This window comes from Micromonospora sp. NPDC047738, from assembly GCF_040642675.1.
Taxonomy (GTDB): Bacteria; Actinomycetota; Actinomycetes; order Mycobacteriales; family Micromonosporaceae; genus Micromonospora.
In genome coordinates this window covers 262,713-278,813 of the sequence record NZ_JBEYSO010000001.1, presented here as the reverse complement: position 1 = coordinate 278,813, position 16,101 = coordinate 262,713, and the positions used below count along the sequence as shown (strand labels likewise).

At 72.7% G+C, this 16,101-nt stretch carries 15 protein-coding genes; 11 read left to right on the top strand and 4 right to left on the bottom strand.

Annotated features, from left to right (window positions below):
* Positions 1–16: 16 nt before the first annotated feature.
* Together ABZ783_RS01310 and ABZ783_RS01305 are read right to left on the bottom strand one after the other, a co-directional pair.
* Positions 17–325, bottom strand: a complete 309-nt coding sequence (locus ABZ783_RS01310) for a hypothetical protein (RefSeq protein ID WP_357433553.1) — start codon at positions 323–325, stop codon at positions 17–19.
* Between the two features lie 100 nt (positions 326–425).
* Positions 426–725, bottom strand: a complete 300-nt coding sequence (locus tag ABZ783_RS01305; protein WP_357433551.1) for a hypothetical protein — start codon at positions 723–725, stop codon at positions 426–428.
* A gap of 158 nt (positions 726–883) precedes the next feature.
* Here ABZ783_RS01305 and truB point away from each other — a divergent pair, with 158 nt between their 5' ends.
* The 7 genes from truB (at position 884) to ABZ783_RS01270 (ending at position 8,874) form a co-directional block, all read left to right on the top strand.
* On the top strand, positions 884–1,768 hold the full coding sequence (gene truB / locus ABZ783_RS01300) for a tRNA pseudouridine(55) synthase TruB (RefSeq protein ID WP_357433549.1): 885 nt from the start codon (positions 884–886) through the stop codon (positions 1,766–1,768).
* 71 nt (positions 1,769–1,839) lie between these two features.
* Positions 1,840–2,766, top strand: a complete 927-nt coding sequence (locus tag ABZ783_RS01295) for a bifunctional riboflavin kinase/FAD synthetase (protein ID WP_073832593.1) — start codon at positions 1,840–1,842, stop codon at positions 2,764–2,766.
* A gap of 195 nt (positions 2,767–2,961) precedes the next feature.
* Positions 2,962–3,231 (top strand): 30S ribosomal protein S15, encoded by a 270-nt coding sequence (rpsO, locus tag ABZ783_RS01290; protein WP_043962418.1) that lies wholly within the window; start codon positions 2,962–2,964, stop codon positions 3,229–3,231.
* 222 nt (positions 3,232–3,453) lie between these two features.
* Entirely contained in the window at positions 3,454–5,814 is a 2,361-nt protein-coding gene (locus ABZ783_RS01285; protein WP_357433546.1) for a polyribonucleotide nucleotidyltransferase, read from the top strand.
* Positions 5,815–6,071: 257 nt separating this feature from the next.
* Positions 6,072–7,412 carry a pitrilysin family protein gene (locus ABZ783_RS01280; RefSeq protein WP_357433544.1) on the top strand — a complete coding sequence of 447 codons (1,341 nt, stop codon included), beginning with the start codon at positions 6,072–6,074 and terminating at the stop codon, positions 7,410–7,412.
* 159 nt (positions 7,413–7,571) lie between these two features.
* Positions 7,572–8,345, top strand: coding sequence for a 4-hydroxy-tetrahydrodipicolinate reductase (dapB, locus tag ABZ783_RS01275; RefSeq protein WP_357433542.1), 774 nt, complete (start codon positions 7,572–7,574; stop codon positions 8,343–8,345).
* Positions 8,346–8,406: 61 nt separating this feature from the next.
* A complete protein-coding gene (locus ABZ783_RS01270) occupies positions 8,407–8,874 on the top strand; it encodes a GNAT family N-acetyltransferase (RefSeq protein ID WP_357433540.1) in 468 nt (155 codons plus the stop codon).
* Positions 8,875–8,943: 69 nt separating this feature from the next.
* On the opposite strand, the gene ABZ783_RS01265 is transcribed toward ABZ783_RS01270, so the two are convergent.
* Complete coding sequence (locus ABZ783_RS01265) at positions 8,944–11,061, bottom strand: glycogen debranching N-terminal domain-containing protein (protein ID WP_357433538.1); 2,118 nt, start codon at positions 11,059–11,061, stop codon at positions 8,944–8,946.
* A gap of 148 nt (positions 11,062–11,209) precedes the next feature.
* On the opposite strand from ABZ783_RS01265, the gene ABZ783_RS01260 reads away from it, so the two are divergent.
* From ABZ783_RS01260 to ABZ783_RS01245, 4 genes are all read left to right on the top strand, one after another.
* Positions 11,210–12,199, top strand: a complete 990-nt coding sequence (locus ABZ783_RS01260; protein ID WP_073832598.1) for a LacI family DNA-binding transcriptional regulator — start codon at positions 11,210–11,212, stop codon at positions 12,197–12,199.
* A gap of 26 nt (positions 12,200–12,225) precedes the next feature.
* Positions 12,226–13,473: an extracellular solute-binding protein gene (locus tag ABZ783_RS01255; RefSeq protein ID WP_357433536.1), complete on the top strand. Its 1,248-nt coding sequence runs from the start codon at positions 12,226–12,228 to the stop codon at positions 13,471–13,473.
* 67 nt (positions 13,474–13,540) lie between these two features.
* Positions 13,541–14,659 carry a sugar ABC transporter permease gene (locus ABZ783_RS01250; RefSeq protein ID WP_357433534.1) on the top strand — a complete coding sequence of 373 codons (1,119 nt, stop codon included), beginning with the start codon at positions 13,541–13,543 and terminating at the stop codon, positions 14,657–14,659.
* A gap of 1 nt (position 14,660) precedes the next feature.
* Positions 14,661–15,548 (top strand): carbohydrate ABC transporter permease, encoded by an 888-nt coding sequence (locus ABZ783_RS01245; protein ID WP_357433532.1) that lies wholly within the window; start codon positions 14,661–14,663, stop codon positions 15,546–15,548.
* Positions 15,549–15,606: 58 nt separating this feature from the next.
* On the opposite strand, the gene ABZ783_RS01240 is transcribed toward ABZ783_RS01245, so the two are convergent.
* Complete coding sequence (locus ABZ783_RS01240) at positions 15,607–15,987, bottom strand: VOC family protein (protein ID WP_357433530.1); 381 nt, start codon at positions 15,985–15,987, stop codon at positions 15,607–15,609.
* Positions 15,988–16,101: the final 114 nt, after the last annotated feature.

Sequence of the window (16,101 nt, the reverse complement as noted above, 5' to 3'; positions counted from 1 at the left end):
GCCTTCCGCACCTGGGTCAGCGCAGCGGGGACGCCGAGGACAGCGGGGACGCCGAGGGCTGCGTGCCGGCGCGGATCCGCTCGACCGTGAGGTGCCCGAGGACCGCCGTGCCGCCAACGAGCGCCAGCAGTAGCAGGATGACGAAGCCGACCAGGAGCTTCCCGCGATGCCGGGCCCAGACCAGCCGGGCGCGCTCCCCGCGGGTGAGTGGCTCGGCCGCGTCCTGTCCACTCATCCAACTGGGTAGCCGGACGGAGCCGTCGCGGGTCGCGACGGCGGGGCGGTCGACGTCGGCGGGCGGGGCGGTCGGTTCCTCGGTGGTCATCAGGCGTCCCAGGGTGTGCGGCGAGGGCGAAAGGCGCCGCGGGGCGGCGGGGGGATCTTCCCAGCCGGGCCGCCCACTGCGCCGCCCGGTTTCCGGCCGCTCAGGACCGGTCGTGGGCGATCTTGTAGAACAGGTACAGCGTGCCGACCACCAGGCACGTCGCCACCACCGCGACGACGACGAACGACACGATCGCGGAGACCACCGGGTGTCGCTCGCTGAACCGGCTCCGGTCCCGCCACGCCCACAGCCGGTGCCGGGCCGCCCGCAGCGCCGGCACGCCGTCGACGAATCCGGAGACCCGGCGGCCGAGGGTGCGCCGCGGCGGCTCCGGGTTGCGCATCCAGTCGGGCAGGTCGACCCGGGGGCGGTGGTGGTGCGACGGCGGCGGGTTGGTCACGAGGACTCCTGAGGGTGCGAGGGGGCGCGCGAAGTCTGCCGCAGCGGAGTCGACCGCGCGACCCCGTTCCTGCCCGGTCGCATGATCTTGGCGTTCCGGCCGAGCAGGGCGGTATCCCCCGCGCGTGCGATCACCGTGGTCTGGCAGGCTTGGCCGTCGTGAGCACAGACGGTCTGATCGTGGTCGACAAGCCGGGCGGGATGACGTCCCACGACGTGGTGGCGCGGATCCGGCGGCTGGCGCGGACCCGGCGGGTGGGGCACGGTGGCACGCTCGACCCGATGGCGACCGGGGTGCTGGTGATCGGGGTGGGGCGGGCCACCCGGCTGCTCACCTACGTGATCGGCGCCGCCAAGAGCTACACCGCGACGATCCGGCTCGGCCAGGCGACCATCACCGACGACGCCGAGGGTGAGGTGGTGGCGACCACCCCGGCCGGCGCCGTCGCCGACGACGCGATCCGGGCCGCACTCGCCGCCCAGACCGGCGAGATCGACCAGGTGCCCAGCGCGGTCAGCGCCATCAAGATCAACGGCCAGCGGGCGTACAAGCGGGTCCGCGAGGGGGAGATCGTGGAGTTGCCCGCCCGGCGGGTCACCATCTCCCGGCTGGACGTCCTGGCGGTCCGCCGGGACGTCCCGGGCGTGGTGGACGTGGACGTCGACGTGACCTGCTCGTCCGGGACGTACATCCGGGCCATCGCCCGGGACGCGGGCGCCGCGCTCGGGGTCGGCGGTCACCTGACCGCGCTGCGCCGGACCGCGGTCGGCGGCTTCACCCTGGCCGAGGCGGCGACCCTCGACGCGCTGGAGCAGCGCGCGCCCGACGTGGTCAACCTGCCGCTGGACGCGGCCGCCGAGCGGTTCTTCCCGCGCCGGGACGCCACCCCGGACGAGGCGCGCACGCTCGCCCACGGCGGCCCGCTCGGCGCGGCCGGCATCGCCGGACCGTACGCGGTCTTCGGCCCCGACGGCGGGCTGATCGCTATCGTCAGCGAGCGGGCCGGGCGGGCCCGCGCGGAGATCGTGCTGGCCCCGGCGTGACGGCGCTCCACCGGCCCCCGGGCCGGCGAGCCTCGGCCGGTGCGGGACCAGGGGAGGAGCGGAGGAACGGTATGCAGCGGTGGCGGGGGTACGAGGCGGTGCCCGGGGGCTGGGGGCGCTCGGTGGTCACCATCGGCGTCTTCGACGGCGTGCACAAGGGACACCAGGCCATCATCGGCCACGCCGTGGCCCGCGCCCGCGAACTGGGCGTCCGGTCGGTGGTGCTGACCTTCGACCCGCATCCGGCGGAGGTGGTCCGTCCCGGGTCGCACCCGGCGGTGCTCACCGAGCCGGCCCGCAAGGCGGAGCTGATCGAGTCGCTCGGGGCCGACGTGCTCTGCGTGGTGCCGTTCACCCCTGAGTTCTCCCGGCTGCCGGCCGAGGAGTTCGTGCACGACATCCTGGTCGAGCACCTGCACGCCGCGCTGGTGATGGTCGGCGGCAACTTCCGCTTCGGGCACCGGGCGGCCGGCGACGTGGCCCTGCTGGAACGGCTGGGCCGCACCTTTGGCTTCGGGGTGGAGAGCGGCCCGCTGGTCGCCGAGGCGGGGACGGTCTTCTCCTCCACATACATCCGCTCCTGCGTCGACGCGGGCGACGTGGCCGCGGCGGCCGCCGCGCTCGGCCGCCCGCACCGGGTTGAGGGCGTGGTGGTCCGCGGCGACCAGCGCGGGCGTGAGCTGGGCTTTCCCACCGCCAACCTGCTGACCCACCGGTACGCGGCGATCCCCGCCGACGGGGTGTACGCCGCCCGGCTGGTGCGCCGCGGCGGGGAGCCCCTGGCCGCGGCGGTCTCGATTGGCACCAACCCGACCTTCTCGGGGCGGGAACGCCGGGTGGAGGCGTACGCGCTGGACTTCACCGGCGACCTGTACGGCGAGCGGCTGGCCCTGGACTTCGTGGCGCATCTGCGCGAACAACGGACGTACGACGCGATCGAGCCGTTGATCGCCCAGATCGGCGAGGACGTCGAGCGGACCCGCCGCGCGCTCGGCTGACCCGGCCGAAACCGGCACCTGGCCCTTCACCGGGTGGTTCCCGACCGGGCTGGTAGTCTGGCAGGGACGTCGGCTGACCGACGCGGGGCCTCGCCTGCCTGCACGACGCCGCGGGTGCGAGGAGCCGGTCCGTCCCCCCGGTCGCTGCGACCGCTCCGACGGACCTCATCGAACGACCCACGAAACAGGGAGAACATGGCGCTCGACCAGGAAGCCAAGGCCAAGATCCGTGCGGAGTACGCGACCGCCGAGGGCGACACCGGTTCGCCGGAGGTCCAGGTCGCGGTCCTCACCAAGCGGATCGCCGAGCTCACCGAGCACCTGAAGGTGCACAAGCACGACCACCACAGCCGCCGTGGGCTGCTGCTGCTGGTCGGCCGTCGCCGTCGGCTGCTCAACTACGTCCAGAAGAAGGACATCAACCGCTACCGGTCGCTCATCGAGCGGCTCGGCCTGCGCCGGTGACGTGACGGGGGAGTGGCCTGCGGCCGCTCCCCCGTTCCGGTACCACAGAAAGAACCGGGTCACGCGACCACCCGAGAGGGAGCCGGTCAGCGTACCGGTCTCCGGTAGTGGCCCCCGGGCACCCCGGCATCGTGCCGGCCACCCGGGCGCTTCGATCGAAGACCGGCCGTCTGAGTAGCTCCCGTGTCGTGGACCCCCGACGCGAAGGAGCACGACAGCACCATGACCGAGACCAACCTCGGCACCGAATCCCGCACCGCCGTGATCGACAACGGGTCCTTCGGCACCCGTGAGATCACCTTCTCCACCGGCCGGCTGGCCCGCCAGGCCGCCGGCTCCGTCATCGCCCAGCTCGGCGAGACGGTCGTCCTCTCCGCCACCACCGCCGGCAAGCAGCCGCGGGAGCAGTTCGACTTCTTCCCGCTGACCGTCGACGTCGAGGAGCGGATGTACGCCGCGGGCCGGATCCCCGGCTCGTTCTTCCGCCGCGAGGGCCGGCCCAGCGAGGACGCCATCCTCACCTGCCGGCTGATCGACCGGCCGCTGCGCCCGTCCTTCGTCAAGGGCCTGCGCAACGAGGTCCAGGTGGTCGAGACCGTCCTCGCGCTCGACCCGCAGCACCCGTACGACGTCGTGGCGATCAACGCCGCCTCGATGTCGACCAAGCTCTCCGGCCTGCCGTTCTCCGGCCCGATCGGGGCCACCCGGATGGCGCACATCGACGGCCAGTGGGTCGCCTTCCCGACCCACGAGGAGCTGGCCCGGGCCACCTTCGACATGGTGGTGGCCGGCCGTGCCCTGGCCGACGGCGACGTCGCGATCATGATGGTCGAGGCCGAGGCCACCGAGCACACCGTGGCGCTGGTCGCCGGCGGTGCCCCCGCCCCGACCGAGGAGGTCGTCGCCAGCGGCCTGGAGGCCGCCAAGCCGGCCATCCGCGAGCTGTGCCGGGCGCAGAGCGAGCTGGCCGAGGTGGCCGCCAAGCCGGTCGCCGAGTTCCCGGTCTTCCTCGACTACCAGGACGACGCGTACGAGGCGGTGGCCGACCTGGCCCGCGCCGACGTCGCCGAGGCCCTGAAGATCGCCGGCAAGCACGACCGCGAGGAGGCCCTGGACCGGATCAAGGCCCGGGTCGCCGAGGAGCTGGGGCCGCGCTTCGAGGGCCGCGAGAAGGAGCTCTCCGCCGCCTTCCGCTCGCTGACCAAGTCCGAGGTCCGCAGCCGGGTGCTGCGCGAGCAGGTCCGCATCGACGGCCGCGGCCCGCGCGACATCCGCCCGCTGACCGCCGAGGTCGGCGTGCTGCCCCGGGTGCACGGCTCGGCGCTCTTCGAGCGCGGCGAGACCCAGATCCTGGGCGTCACCACGCTGAACATGCTGCGCATGGAGCAGGCGCTGGACACCCTCTCCCCGGAGAAGTCCAAGCGCTACATGCACAACTACAACTTCCCGCCGTACTCCACCGGTGAGACCGGCCGGGTCGGCTCGCCGAAGCGGCGCGAGATCGGCCACGGCGCGCTGGCCGAGCGGGCGCTGATCCCGGTGCTGCCGTCGCGCGAGGAGTTCCCGTACGCCATCCGGCAGGTCTCCGAGGCGCTCGGCTCCAACGGCTCCACCTCGATGGGTTCGGTCTGCGCCTCGACGCTGGGCCTGCTCTCGGCCGGTGTGCCGCTGAAGGCCCCGGTCGCCGGCATCGCCATGGGCCTCATCTCCGACGAGGTCGAGGGCAAGACCCAGTACGTGACGCTGACCGACATCCTCGGCGCCGAGGACGCGTTCGGCGACATGGACTTCAAGGTCGCCGGCACCCGGGACTTCGTCACCGCGCTCCAGCTCGACACCAAGCTCAACGGCATCCCGTCGGACGTGCTGGCCGCCGCGCTCCAGCAGGCGCACGAGGCCCGGCAGACCATCCTCGACGTGATGCAGTCCGCGATCGAGGCCCCGGCCGCGATGAGCGACTACGCGCCGCGGGTCACCACCGTCAAGATCCCGGTCGACAAGATCGGCATGGTGATCGGCCCGAAGGGCCAGACCATCAACGCCATCCAGGACGAGACCGGCGCCGAGATCTCCATCGAGGACGACGGCACGATCTACGTCGGCGCGACCAACGGTCCGTCGGCCCAGGCCGCGGTCGAGCGGATCAACGCGATCGCCAACCCGACCCTGCCGAAGGTCGGCGACCGGTTCCTCGGCACCGTGGTGAAGACCGCCCCGTTCGGCGCCTTCATCTCGCTCCTGCCCGGCCGCGACGGCCTGCTGCACATCTCCAAGGTGGGCGACGGCAAGCGGGTCGAGAAGGTCGAGGACTACCTCAACGTCGGCGACAAGGTCGAGGTGGAGATCGCCGACATCGACCAGCGCGGCAAGATCTACCTGGACAAGGTCCGCCCGGAGGGCGCCGAGGCGCCGGCCGCCGAGGAGGCCGGTGGCGAGCGTCCGGGCGGCCGGGACCGGGGCGACCGGGGTCCGCGCGACCGCGGCGACCGGGACCGCGAGCGCGGCAGCCGGGGCCCGGAGCGTGGCGAGGGCGGCGGCGAAGGCGGCGGCGAGCGCCCGCGTCGCCGGACCCGGCACAGCTGATCCTCGATCGGCCGGGTGACGCCGACGGCGTCACCCGGCCGATCCTGCGACGGCTCCAACTCGGCGCGTCTGGCGCAGTGCTGCGACCGGGAGCCGTCGTTCGGCAACTCCAGCTCGGTGCGTCTGACCGCGCCGCGACCTGGACGTCGCCATCCACCCCTCGTCGAACTGGAAGCAGGTTTTTCGTGAGTCGGACCCCTCGTTCGTCTTTTCCTGCGGATCGACGGGGGGTGGCGCCGTCGGGCGCCGTCCGGCAGGTGACCGGGGCCACCCGGTCCGCCGGCGGGTCGGCCCGGGCGGTCACCCGCACGCTCAGCGACGACCCGCTGGGCGGCACCGTACGCCGCACCGTGCTGCCCAGCGGGTTGCGCGTGCTCACCGAGGCGATCCCGGCGATGCGCAGCGTCTCGTTCGGCATCTGGGTCGCTGTCGGCTCCCGGGACGAGACCGGGCCGCAGGGCGGCGCCGCGCACTTCCTGGAGCACCTGCTCTTCAAGGGCACCCGCAAGCGCAGCGCGCTGGAGATCTCCTCGCAGATCGAGGCGGTCGGCGGCGAGACGAACGCCTTCACCACCAAGGAATACACCTGCTACTACGCCCGGGTGCTGGACGAGGACCTGCCCCTGGCCATCGACGTCATGTGCGACCTGGTCGCCGACTCGGTGCTCAACGACGCCGACGTGGAGACCGAGCGCGGTGTCATCCTCGAAGAGATCGCCATGCACGATGACGAGCCCGGCGACGAGGTGCACGACCTGTTCGCCCGCGCCGTCTACGGCGACCACCCCCTCGGCCGGCTGATCTCCGGCACCGAGGAGACGGTCACCCCGATGACCCGCCGGCAGATCCAGACCTTCTACCGCCGCCGGTACACCGCGCCGCAGATCGTCATCGCCGCCGCCGGCAACCTCGACCACGCCGCCGTGGTCAAGCTGGTCCGCCAGGCCCTGCGCGGCACCCCGCTGGACACCGATCCGGCGGTGCCGGCGCCGCACCGCCCGGCCGCCCCGGCGGTACGCACGAAGCCGGCCACCACGGTGGTCGAGCCGAAGGAGACCGAGCAGGCGCACGTGATCCTCGGCTGCCCGGGCATCGACCGCACCGACGAGCGGCGCTTCGCCCTCGGGGTGCTCAACAACGTCCTCGGCGGCGGCATGTCCAGCCGGCTGTTCCAGGAGATCCGCGAGCAGCGCGGGCTGGCCTACTCGGTTTACTCGTACGCCAGCCAGTACGCCGACAGCGGCCTGTTCGCCGTCTACGCCGGCTGCGCTCCGGGCAAGGTGGACGAGGTGCTGGAGCTGACCCGCGCCGAGTTGGCCAAGGTGGCCGCCGCGGGGATCACCGAGGCCGAGCTGGCCCGGGGCAAGGGGATGAGCAAGGGTTCCTTCGTCCTCGGCCTGGAGGACACCGGCTCCCGGATGAGCCGGCTGGCCAAGGGCGAGTTGCTCTATGGCGACCTGATGCCGGTGGACGAGCTGCTCGCCCGGGTCGACGCGGTGACCCTGGACGACGTGAACGCCCTGGCCGCCGACCTGCTCGGCCGCCCGATGTCCCTGGCGGTGGTGGGCCCGTTCGACGAGTCCGCCTTCTCCGCCTGACCCGTCCCGCCGCGCCCGCCGACGAGGGACGCCGCAGGTCGGGGTGTCCGCCGCCGGGGCGGGGCCCGGGTTGCCGCAAAGCGAGTCGATCATGCTCGTGGGGTGGGACGGCCGGAGCTCCAGCGGGGTGGGCGTCCCGATTGGGATAGGTTGTGCCCCGTGACTGACGAGCAGGAGAAGAACCTGGCCGAGCCGATCCGGGTCGGCGTGCTGGGCGCCCGCGGCCGGATGGGCATGGAGGTCTGCAAGGCGGTCGACGCGGCCCCCGACATGGAGTTGGTGGCGATGGTCGACCAGGGCGACGGGCTGTTCGCCGCCTCCGACGCCGGTGCCGAGGTGGTCGTCGACTTCACCACTCCGGACGTCGTCATGGACAACCTGCACTGGTGCGTCGACCAGGGCATCAACGTCGTGGTCGGCACCACGGGCTTCACCGAGCAGCGCCTGGACCGGGTCCGCGGCTGGCTCGCGCGCAAGCCGGGCGTGGGCGTGGTGATCGCCCCCAACTTCGGCATCGGTGCGGTGCTGATGATGCAGTTCGCCGCCCGCGCCGCCCGGCACTTCGAGTCGGTGGAGATCATCGAGCAGCACCACCCGCGCAAGCTTGACGCGCCCAGCGGCACCGCCACGCACACCGCCCGACTGATCGCCCAGGCCCGTGCCGAGGCCGGCCTCGGCCCCGCGCCGGACGCCACCCGCGACGAGGTGCCGGGCGCGCGCGGCGCCGAGATCGACGGGGTACGCGTGCACGCCGTCCGCGCCACCGGGCTGGTCGCCCACCAGGAGGTGCTCTTCGGCACCACCGGCGAGACGCTGACCATCCGGCACGACTCGTACGACCGGGCCTCGTTCATGCCGGGCGTGCTGCTCGCTGTGCGGGAGGTACGCCACCGGCCGGGCCTCACGGTCGGCCTGGACGCCCTGCTCGACTGAGCGCCCCCGTCCCGCCGGAATCCGGTCGTCACGCGGCCGGGCCGCGCCTAGGGTCGCGTACATGATCGATTCTGCGCTCCGGGACCGCGTCGGCCGGCACGTGACCCTGCGTCCGGTGGACGACGACAACTGGCGGGCGGTGGCGGACGTGGCGCCCCGCGACGACCAGCGCGCCTGGGTGCCCGCCCTGGCCGCCCGCTACCTGTTGCTGACCATGCGCTCGGACGTCTGGGCTTCGCTGGCCGTGTACGCGGACGAGACGGTCGTCGGGCACGTGATGTGGGGCGTGGACGACGACGGTTCCCGGTGGATCGGCGGCATGGTGATCGACGCCGCCGAGCAGGAGCGGGGCGTCGGCCGGGCCGCGGTGCGTACCCTCGCCGACTGGCTCGCCACCGCGGGCCACCCGATCCGCCTCAGTTACCACCCCGACAACACCCAGGCCGCCGCCCTCTACCGCTCCCTCGGCTTCCACCCCACCGGCGCCATGGAGGACGACGAACTGGTCGCCGAACTCACCCCCGCCTGACCGCGTCGATCATGAGGTTGACGGCACCGTCCGAGATCGACTTCGCCGCCAACCTCATGATCAACGGCGTCAGCGGGGGGCGGGGGTTTCCGTGGCGGGGCGCTGGGTGGGGATGTGGGGAGTGGTGGTCACCGTCAGGCCGGCGGGGAGGCCGGTGACGGTGGGCCGGCCCGAGGCGTCGACCTGGACGGCGACCGGGGCGCCGGCGACGCGGAGGCCGTCGACGGCGAGCGCGCCCAACTCCGGGCCGGCCAGCGGGCTCAGCCGCACTTGGCCGCCCGGCACGTCGGGATAGATGCCCACGCCGGCCTGGAGCAGCAGCACGGCGGCCGCCGCCGCCCACGCCTGCGGGCGGCACGCCGCCGGGTACGGCACCGGACGGTTGAGCGTCGCCCGGTCGTCCCCGGCGTACAGCTCGGGGAGGCGGTAGTCGAACGCCTCGGCGGCGGCGAGCAGCCCGTCGGCGAGCCGGAGCGCGGCGTCGGCGAAGCCGGCCCGGGCCAGCCCGCCGACCACGATCGCCGTGTCGTGCGCCCAGATCGACCCGCAGTGGTACGACAGTGGGCTGAACCCGGCGTCGTCGGTGGACATCGTGCGCAGCCCGAAGCCGCCGGCCAGCGCCTCGGTCGACAGCAGCGCCGCCACCTGCGCCGACTCGGCGTCGGAGAGCAGTCCGGTGCCGAGCAGGTGGCCGATGTTGCTGGTCAGCGAGTCGACCGGGCGCTTGTCCCGGTCCAGCGCCAGCGCGGGCTGCGGGCCGTACCGGCCGTCGACCCAGAACGCGTCGCGGAACCGCCGGGCCAGCCGGTCGGCGTACTCGCGCCAGCGGTCGCCGCCCGGGCGGCCGAAGGCGTCGAGCAGGTCGGCGCCGTGCACCGCCGCCTGGTACGCGTACCCCTGCACCTCGGACAGCACGATGGGCGACTGCGCCTGCCGGCCGTCGCGGAACCGGATCGAGTCGCCCGAGTCTTTCCAGCCCTGGTTGGCCAGGCCGCTGCCGCTGGTGTCGACGTATTCGACGAAGCCGTCGCCGTCGGCGTCGGCGTGCTCGCCGAGCCAGCCGAGCGCCGCCTCCAGGTGCGGGAGCAGCGGCTCGACCTGGTCGGCGGCGAGACCCCAGCGCCAGGCGTCGTGCAGCAGGCCGACCCAGAGCATGGTGGCGTCGACGGTGCCGTAGTACGCGGGCGGCAGCCGCAGCTCATGGGCGGGCAGGCTGAACTCGTGCCGGCGCAGCTCGTGCAGGATCTTGCCGGGCGCCTCGCCGGTGGCCGGGTCGACCCTGGTGCCCTGCCGGCGGGCGAGGACGCGCAGCGTGCCGGCGGCCAGCTCGGTGCCGAGCGGCAGCATCATCCGGGCGGCCCAGAGGCTGTCCCGGCCGAAGAGGGTGAGGAACCAGGGCACGCCCGCGCCGAGGAAGACGTCCCCGGGGTGGGCCGGGTCGGCCAGCCGTAGCCCGCGCAGGTCGGCCAGGGAGCGGTCGAGCAGCCGGACCAGGCGGCGGTCGTCGGCGCTCACCTGCGGGACGGACCACTCGGGGCCGGCCGGCGGGGCGATCACCACGGCCTTCGGGTCGGTGACGGCGAGCCGCCAGCGCAGCGTCGCGGCGTCGCCGGGGGCGAGGTCGACCGGCCAGCTCAGCCGGGGCGCGAGGGCCCGGTCACCGGTGGCGTCGACGGTCGCCGCCTCGCCGGTCACCGTGACGGTGACGCCCTCGGCGGCCCACTGGACCCGGCCGGGCTCGCCGGACTTGGCCTCCAGCGGCGACCCGCTCCCGCCGGACTTGACCAGCTCGATCGGGGCGAGGTCGCAGCCCAGGTCGACGCTGACCGTGGCGCGGACGGGGGCCGCGGCGGTGGAGGTGACCCGGATCTCCTCGGTGACGCCGTGCGGGCCGGCCTCCCGGATGCGGTCGATCCGGACGGTCGGGTCGGGGCCGGGGTCGCCGAGCCAGCGGGCCAGGGTGACGAAGCGGACCCCGTGGGGCCCGGCCGCCCCGTGGGCCACCGCCTCCGGTTCCCGGTCGTCGACGCGCAGCTCGGCGCGGGAGAGTACGCGGGCGTCGGCGTGGAACACGCCCTGGACGCCGCTCGGCCGGATCTGACCCGCCGCGTCGCCCAGCGCGCTGGTGGGGGCGTGGACCGCCCCGACCAGCTCGTGCAGCAGGGGTTGCAGGTGGCGTTCGGACACGGGGAACTCCTGGTGCTGATCGGGTGGCCGGAGCGTGTCTTGACAACTGGCTCCGGCCCGGTGCAGAGTGCGAAACATTCCAGAAACTTTGAACGATCTAATACTGCCGTATCCACGTTGGAACGTTCAAGGCGGCGAGAGGGACTCAATGGCTGAAAAGGTGACCATCTCGACGGTGGCCCGGCATGCCCAGGTGAGCCGGCAGACGGTCTCCAACGTCCTCAACGCGCCGCACATCGTCCGGGACGAGACCCGGCGCCGGGTGGAGGAGGCGATCGCCGCGCTGGGCTACCGGGCCAACCAGGCCGCCCGGCAGATGCGGACCGGTCGCTCCCGGCTCGTCGCGGTCCGCATCGAGCCCACCCGGGACGGGATCAACGGCTCGGTGCTCGACCGGTTCCTGCACGGCCTCACCGAGACCGCCGACGCCGCCGGCTATCGGGTCCTGCTCTACACCGCCCGTGACGACGGACACGAGATCGACACCTACGACGACCTGCTCGGCGCGTACGACCTGGACGGTTTCGTGCTCACCGGCACCGACCACGGTGACCCGCGGACCGCCTGGCTGGCCGAGCGGAACGTGCCGTTCGTGACGTTCGGCCGGCCCTGGGACGCCGCCGAGGCCCATCCCTGGGTCGACGTCGACGGCGCGGCCGGCACCGCGCAGGCCACCCAGCGGCTGCTCGACACCGGCCACCGCCGGATCGGCTTCATCGGCTGGCCAGCGGGTTCCGGCGTCGGCGACGACCGGCGTTCCGGCTGGCGTACCGTCATGGCCGCCGCCGGCCTGGCCGGCGCCGCACCCCACCGCGAGACCGAGGACGGCATCGCCCACGGCGAGCGGGAGATGCGGGCGCTGCTCGCCGCCGACGAACCGCCCACCGCGGTGGTCTGCGTCAGCGACTCGCTCGCCCTCGGCGCCCTCCAGGCGGTACGCGCGGTGGCCGCCTCCGTCGCCGTCGTCGGCTTCGACGACACCCCGGTGGCCGCCGTGGTCGGGCTGACCAGCGTCAGCCAGCCGCTCGCGGCCGCCGCCGCCCGCTGCTTCGAGCTGCTCACCGGCCTGCTCGACGGTCAGCCCACCGACCCACACGTGCTACTCAGCCCCACGCTCGTGCTCCGGCACACCGCGTGATCCCCCATCCCCACCAGGAGAATGAGATGACACCTCGCACCCTCACCCGGGCGGCGCTGGCCGGCCTCACGGCCGCCGCGCTGTTCGGCACCGCCGCCTGCGGCAGCGGGTTCGACGACTCCGCGAAGGACACCAAGCAGTCCAGCGGTCCGGCCAACCTGCAGATCATGATCGGCTCCTCCGGCGACGCCGAGACCAAGGCGGTGCAGGACGCCGTCGCGAAGTGGGCCTCCTCCTCCGGCAACACCGCCACGGTGACCCCGGCCCAGGACCTCACCCAGCAGCTCGGCCAGGCCCTCGCCGGCGGCACCCCGCCGGACGTCTTCTACGTCGACGCGTCCCGGTTCGCCGACTACGCCAGCGTCGGCGCGCTGGAGCCGTACGGCGACAAGGTCAGCAACAAGGACGACTTCTACGAGAGCCTGCGGAACACCTTCACCTACGACGGCAAGCTCTACTGCGCGCCGAAGGACTTCTCCACGCTGGCGCTCGAGATCAACACTGACCTGTGGGCCAAGGCCGGCCTGACCGATGCCGACGTGCCGACCACCTGGGACCAGCTCACCGCCGCCAGCCAGAAGATCAAGGCGAAGGGCATGGTCGCGCTCGCCCTCGGCGACACCCGGGACCGGATCGGCGCGTTCATGGTGCAGAACGGCGGCTGGCTGATGAGCAAGGACGGCAAGCAGCCGACCGCCGACACGCCGGAGAACGTCCAGGCCCTCGAGTACGTCAAGGGCCTGCTCACGAACGGCTACGCGAAGTTCCCGAAGCAGCTCGACGCCGGCTGGTCCGGTGAGGCGTTCGGCAAGGGCAAGGCCGTGATGACCATCGAGGGCAACTGGATCAAGGGTGCCCTGAAGAACGACTTCCCGAACGTGAAGTACAAGGTCGTCCCGCTGCCGGCCGGCCCGAAGGGCCAGGGCACCCTCTCCTTCACCCAGTGCTGGGGCATCGCCGCGAAGTCGAAGTTCAAGGACCAGGCGATCAAGTTCGTCGAGGCGATGACCGCCGGCGACCAGCAGATCGCCTTCGCCAACGCGTTCGGTGTGATGCCGTCCCGGCAGTCCGTCCGCGACCAGTACACCAGCGCCTTCCCGGCCGACAAGCCGTTCATCGACGGTGCCGCGTACGCCCAGGGCCCGGTGAACGCGCCGAAGATGGACAGCGTGCTGCGTGACCTCGAGGCCGGCCTGCAGGGCCTGGCCAACGGTGACCCGAAGAGCATCCTGGCGAACTTCGACAAGAACGCCAAGGCGGCGCTCGGCGGCTGAGCGTGACCGGAGGGGCCCGCGTCGCGGGCCCCTCCGCGTCGGCTCCCACTCGAAGGAGGGAGGGGAGATGGCTACGGAGGCGCTCACCGCCCCGGCCACCACGCCGGCCGGTCCGTCGCGCCGCCGCCACGGCGGCATCCGCGGCAACGAGAACATCGCCGGCTGGCTCTTCGTCGCGCCGGTGATCGTGATCCTCGGGTTCTTCCTGCTGCTGCCGATCCTGATGGCGCTCTGGGTGAGCCTCACCGACTGGAACGGCCAGGGCAGCCCGTTCACCGCGGACGTGCCGTTCGTCGGCGGGAAGAACTACACCCGGCTGTTCACCGAGGACGGGCTCGACCGCCGGGACTTCATGACCAGCATCCGCAACACCATGTACTACGTCGGGATCGTGGTGCCGGCGCAGACCGCGCTCGCCCTCGGTCTCGCGCTGATCGTGAACAACCGGATGCTCAAGGGAAAGGGCTTCTTCCGCAGCGCCTTCTACTTCCCCTCGGTCACCAGCTCGGTGGCGATCAGCGTGGTGTTCCTGTTCCTGTTCGCCAACTCCGGCGCGGTCAACAACCTGCTCCGCTTCTTGGGCATCGACGGGCCGGAGTGGTTCGCCGACTCCCGCGGCGTACTGCACCTGCTGCTCGGCATCGTCGGGGTGGACTCCCCGCCCGACGCGCTCACCTCCGGCGGCCCGCTGGGGCTGAGCTGGTGGGACTGGCTCTCCGGGCCGAGCGTGGCCATGGTCTCGATCATCTGCCTGGTGATCTGGACCACCTCGGGCACGTTCATGCTGATGTTCCTCGCCGCGTTGCAGAACGTGCCGGTGGCGCTGGACGAGGCCAGCACCCTCGACGGGGCGACCCGCTGGCAGCGGTTCCGCCACGTCACCCTGCCGCTGATCAAGCCGACCACGTTCCTGGTGCTGACCCTCGGCCTGATCGGCTCCTGGCAGGTCTTCGACCAGGTGTACGTGATGAGCCAGGGCGACCCGGCCAAGACCACCCTCACCCCGGCGTACCTGTCGTACCGCACCGCGTTCCGGGACTTCGACTACGGCTCGGGGGCGGCGATCTCGTTCGTGCTGTTCCTGATCATCATCGTGTTCACGCTGCTCCAGCGCCGGGTGATGGCCGACCGGGACGGGTCCCGGCGCGGCCGGTGGTGGCGGCGACGCGTACCGGAAGGGTCCTGACATGGCCGTGCTGACCGACCGGCCGGCGGCGCCCGCCGCGCCGCGCGCCGCCCGTGGGCCGCGCGCCCGGGTCAACCGCATCCTGGGGTACGCGGTCCTGATCTTCTTCGGGCTGGTCTTCATCTACCCGTTCGTGATCCAGCTCGGCAACTCGTTCAAGACCGAGCCGGACGCGGCGGCGAACCCGCTCTCCCCGGTGCCCGACCCGGTGACGCTGGCCGGGTTCGAGCGGATCTTCGCAGGCACCAACTTCCCGCTCTGGCTGGGCAACTCGCTGCTGGTCACCGTGCTGGTCACGCTCGGCCGGGTGTTCTTCGACTCGCTCGCCGGGTACGCCCTGGCCCGGCTGCGCTTCCGGGGCCGGGCCGGGCTCTTCGCCGCGGTCATCGCGGTGATGGCGGTGCCCGGCGTGGTGCTGCTGATCCCGAAGTTCCTGGTGCTCAAGCAGCTCGGCCTCTACGACAGCTACGCGGGCCTGGTGGTGCCGTTGTTGGCGGACGCGGCCGGGGTGTTCATCATGAAGCAGTTCTTCGAGTCGATCCCGGTCAGCGTGGAGGAGGCGGCCCGGATCGACGGCGCGGGGGTGTTCCGCACCTTCTGGTCGGTGGTGCTGCCGATGGCGCGGCCCGCGCTGATCACGCTGACCATCCTGTCGTTCCAGGGCTCCTGGAACGAGTTCCCGCACAGCCTGGTCTCGGTCCAGGACCCGCACCTGTTCACCCTGCCCCGCGGCCTGGCCGACCTGGTCAGCGGGTCGCTGGGCAAGGGCACGCAGTATCCGCTCAAGCTGGGCGCGGCGCTGCTGGCCACCATTCCGGTGGCGGTGCTGTTCGTGATCTTCCAGCGCTATTTCGTGCGGGGCGCCAACGAGGGCGCCGACAAGGGCTGAGCGACGGGTTCGATCGGTATCGGTGGCGGTTCCCCGCGGCGCGGGGAACCGCCACCGGTCACTTCAGTTCCAGTACGGACATGACGTTGCCGGCGGGGTCGGTGAACCAGGCGATCGCGGGTCCGTTCCCCCGGACGATCCCCTGCTCGTCCTGGGGCATCCCGGGGTAGCGCGCGAATTGCACCCCGCGGGCGGTCAACTCGGCGACGGCCCGATCGATGTCGTCCACGGGGAAGTTGAGCACGGTGTAGGTGGCCGGGGTGTGGTCGTCCTTGGGGTAGACCAGGATGTCCCGGTCCCCGGCGAGGTGCAGCGTCAGCAAGCCGCCCATCGCCTCGTCCCGCGACACCCGCAGGCCGAGCGTGTCGGCGTAGAAGGTCATGGCCCGATCGGTGTCGTCCACCGAGAAGCCGCTGAACGCCCTCGTGTCCCTGAACATGATCGTCTCCCTCTTCCGGTCGCGCTCCGTCCGCGGGGCAGTGCCGGGGCGGCGAAGCCCTCACTGCGTCACAGTAGGCCCGCCGTCCGACGTGCGCCGGTGACACGGCGGGCC

What these genes read in the sequence shown, in the direction of transcription:
- rpsO (WP_043962418.1), top strand. Translation starts at nt 2,962, where the DNA reads ATGGCGCTCGACCAGGAAGCCAAGGCCAAGATCCGTGCGGAGTACGCG.
- ABZ783_RS01250 (WP_357433534.1), top strand. Translation starts at nt 13,541, where the DNA reads ATGGCTACGGAGGCGCTCACCGCCCCGGCCACCACGCCGGCCGGTCCG.
- ABZ783_RS01310 (WP_357433553.1), bottom strand. Translation starts at nt 325, where the DNA reads ATGACCACCGAGGAACCGACCGCCCCGCCCGCCGACGTCGACCGCCCC.
- ABZ783_RS01295 (WP_073832593.1), top strand. Translation starts at nt 1,840, where the DNA reads ATGCAGCGGTGGCGGGGGTACGAGGCGGTGCCCGGGGGCTGGGGGCGC.
- ABZ783_RS01245 (WP_357433532.1), top strand. Translation starts at nt 14,661, where the DNA reads ATGGCCGTGCTGACCGACCGGCCGGCGGCGCCCGCCGCGCCGCGCGCC.
- ABZ783_RS01240 (WP_357433530.1), bottom strand. Translation starts at nt 15,987, where the DNA reads ATGTTCAGGGACACGAGGGCGTTCAGCGGCTTCTCGGTGGACGACACC.
- ABZ783_RS01260 (WP_073832598.1), top strand. Translation starts at nt 11,210, where the DNA reads ATGGCTGAAAAGGTGACCATCTCGACGGTGGCCCGGCATGCCCAGGTG.
- ABZ783_RS01270 (WP_357433540.1), top strand. Translation starts at nt 8,407, where the DNA reads ATGATCGATTCTGCGCTCCGGGACCGCGTCGGCCGGCACGTGACCCTG.
- ABZ783_RS01285 (WP_357433546.1), top strand. Translation starts at nt 3,454, where the DNA reads ATGACCGAGACCAACCTCGGCACCGAATCCCGCACCGCCGTGATCGAC.
- ABZ783_RS01255 (WP_357433536.1), top strand. Translation starts at nt 12,226, where the DNA reads ATGACACCTCGCACCCTCACCCGGGCGGCGCTGGCCGGCCTCACGGCC.